This is a genomic window from Mycobacterium sp. ABE4_509 (assembly GCF_056160785.1).
The window spans coordinates 1-2,463 of sequence record NZ_JBSWXU010000270.1; the positions used below are offsets into that span (position 1 = coordinate 1).

Consider the following 2,463-nt stretch of genomic DNA (forward strand, 5'->3'; position numbering starts at 1 on the left):
GCTCGGCGATGTGCCCCAACGCCGCCGCCAGCGGACCGTCGGCGTGACCGTCGAGGAACGCGCGCGCCGCGTCGGCGACCGCGGCGTACTCGTCGGCCCGCACCCCGCGGGACGCCGGGCAGGGGGACACCTCGTGTTCGGGGCAGGCCGGTCCGTGGCTGGCCGAGCGGCCCAACCGGGTGGTGCAGGTGCGCACCCCGGTGTAGCGGGCCATCAGCGCGGCGGCGTCCTGGGCGTCGGCACGCGACCGGAACGGCCCCACCGCGCTGTCGGTGCGGGGGCTGCGCACCACCGAGAAGCGGGCGAACGCTTCGTCGGTCAGCGTCACCCACCACCAGCGCTGCGGGAACTTCGACCGCCGGTTGTAGGGCGGGGCGTGCGCGGCCAGCAGCCGGAGCTCGCGCACGCCGGCCTCCAGGTCGTGGGCGCACTCGACGTGGTCGACGCCGGTGGCCAGCGACACCATCTCCTTCATCCGGGTACGCGGGTCGGCGCCGCTGAAGTACTGCCCCACCCGGCGGCGCAGGTCGACGGCGGTGCCCACGTAGAGCACCTCGGCCGACGGGCCGCGAAACAGGTAGACCCCGGGGGCCCTGGGCAGTCCGCGGGCGAGGTGGCGCTTGGCGCGCTGGGCCGGGGTCGTGTCGGGGAGATAGGCGCGCAGGTCGGTGTAGGTGTGCACGCCCTGATTGCCGACTCGCTCGATCAGTCCGTGCAGGACGTCGACGGTGGCCCGGGCGTCGTCGAGGGCACGGTGGGTGGGTGTGGTGGCGGCGCCGAACAACTGCGCCAGCGTCGAGAGCTTCACGCTGGGGGCCTCGTCGCGGGTGAGCACCCGACGGGCCAGCCGGACGGTGCACAGCACGGCGGGTCTGGGCCACGGCAGCTGGGCGCGTTCGGCCGCTGCCCGCAGGAAGCCGATGTCGAAGCCGGCGTTGTGGGCGACGAGCACCGCGCCGCGGGTGAACTCCAGAAAGGCGGGGAGTACCGAGTCGATCTTCGGGGCGTCGTAGACCATCGCCGAGGTGATGCCGGTCAGCGCCACGATCTGGGGCGGAATGTCACGGCCGGGGTCGACGAGGGTGGCGAACTCGCCGAGGACCTCACCGCCACGCACCTTCACGGCGCCGATCTCGGTGATGGCGTCGTGCCGGTCGCCGCTCGGCCGCCCGCCGGTGGTCTCCAGGTCGACCACGACGAACGTGGTCTCCCGCAACGTGGGATCAGCCTGTGCGTCGACGTCGGCGAAGCTGAGCTGACCCATGCACCGAACGTATGCGCCGCCCCTGACAAACCCGGCCGGGAAACGCCGGGCGGGTCCACCTGTCGGTGGCCGCCGATAGCGTGCGGACGACTGCGATCGAGAGGACGGTGCCATGGCACAGGATCAGCTGCCGCCGGGCGAGGAGAGCGACACCGGGACGGTGACCATCGACTGCGACGACTGCGCCGTGCGGGGGCCCGGATGCCAGGACTGTGTCGTCAGTGTGCTGCTGGGGGTGCCCGAGAATTTGCTCGTCGACGAGCGCCGGGCGCTGGAAGTGCTCGCCGACGTGGGCTTGGCGCCGCGGTTGCGATTGGTGCCGGTTCACCGGGACAGGGGCACGGGAGTTGCCTGACGACACGCGGCGCCGCCACCGGTCCGCAGACCTTCGGAGTGGCTGTTAAATTTGCGTCTTCTGTTGGACAAGGCCGATGCCGTTTCGTAACCTACTTGAGACCTAAGAGCAGTTTGAAGCGGCTCGCCACGGCAGTTGAAGGACACCTAAACCTTGAGGCTCGACCGCGCGCAACGGACCATCAGCCGTTCTCGGCGTCCCCTGATCAGTGTGATAGCCGCAGTGGCCATGCTCGGCGCGGCGATGGCCGCCCAGGTGCACGCTGACCCCGCCGATGACGCACTGGCCAAGCTCAACGAACTGTCTCGGCAGGCCGAGCAGACCACCGAGGCGATGCACTCGGCGCAGCTGGATCTGGACAACAAGCTGGCGATCCAGCAGGAGGCCGAAGCCAAGCACGCCAGCGATGTCGCGGCGCTGGAGACGGCGCGGGCCGACCTCGCCCACTTCCAGCAGTCGGTCGACACGCTGGCCGCCGCCCAGTACATGGGTGGCCGTCCCTCGGGCTTCAACGCGATGCTCACCGCGACCTCGCCGCAGGGTCTGATCGACCAGCTCTCGGTGCAGCGCGTGATGGCCACCGAGATGCAGGCCCAGATGACCGCCTTCCGCGACACCGGCAACCGGGCGCGGCTCGCCGAGCAGGCGTCGGCCGCATCGGCCACCGAAGCCAAGACCGCCGCCGAGCAGGCCGCCGCGGTGCGCGCCGACCTCCAGTCCAAACAGAGTCAGCTGCAGGTGCAGATCGCCATCGTCAAGGCGCAGTACGAGGCGCTGACACCCGTCCAGCGCGAGACGCTGGCCGCGCTGCCGCCCCCGCCGCCCGCGCCGGCTGCTCCAGCCC

2 protein-coding genes and 1 pseudogene are annotated in these 2,463 nt (G+C 71.3%); 2 read left to right on the forward strand and 1 reads right to left on the reverse strand.

Annotation, left to right across the window (positions count from 1 at the left end; all coding sequences use genetic code 11):
- On the reverse strand, positions 1–1,264 hold a 1,264-nt coding region (locus ACXAID_RS27745; RefSeq protein WP_475025379.1), incomplete at its 3' end, for a DEDD exonuclease domain-containing protein.
- Between the two features lie 112 nt (positions 1,265–1,376).
- Here ACXAID_RS27745 and ACXAID_RS27750 point away from each other — a divergent pair.
- Both ACXAID_RS27750 and ACXAID_RS27755 read left to right on the forward strand, forming a co-directional pair.
- A complete protein-coding gene (locus ACXAID_RS27750; RefSeq protein ID WP_475025380.1) occupies positions 1,377–1,619 on the forward strand; it encodes a hypothetical protein in 243 nt (80 codons plus the stop codon).
- A gap of 153 nt (positions 1,620–1,772) precedes the next feature.
- A pseudogene (locus tag ACXAID_RS27755) lies at positions 1,773–2,463 on the forward strand (peptidoglycan hydrolase RipC); the annotation flags it as partial.

Coding starts and splice junctions, on each gene's coding strand:
- ACXAID_RS27750 (WP_475025380.1), top strand. CDS start 1,377: ATGGCACAGGATCAGCTGCCGCCGGGCGAGGAGAGCGACACCGGGACG.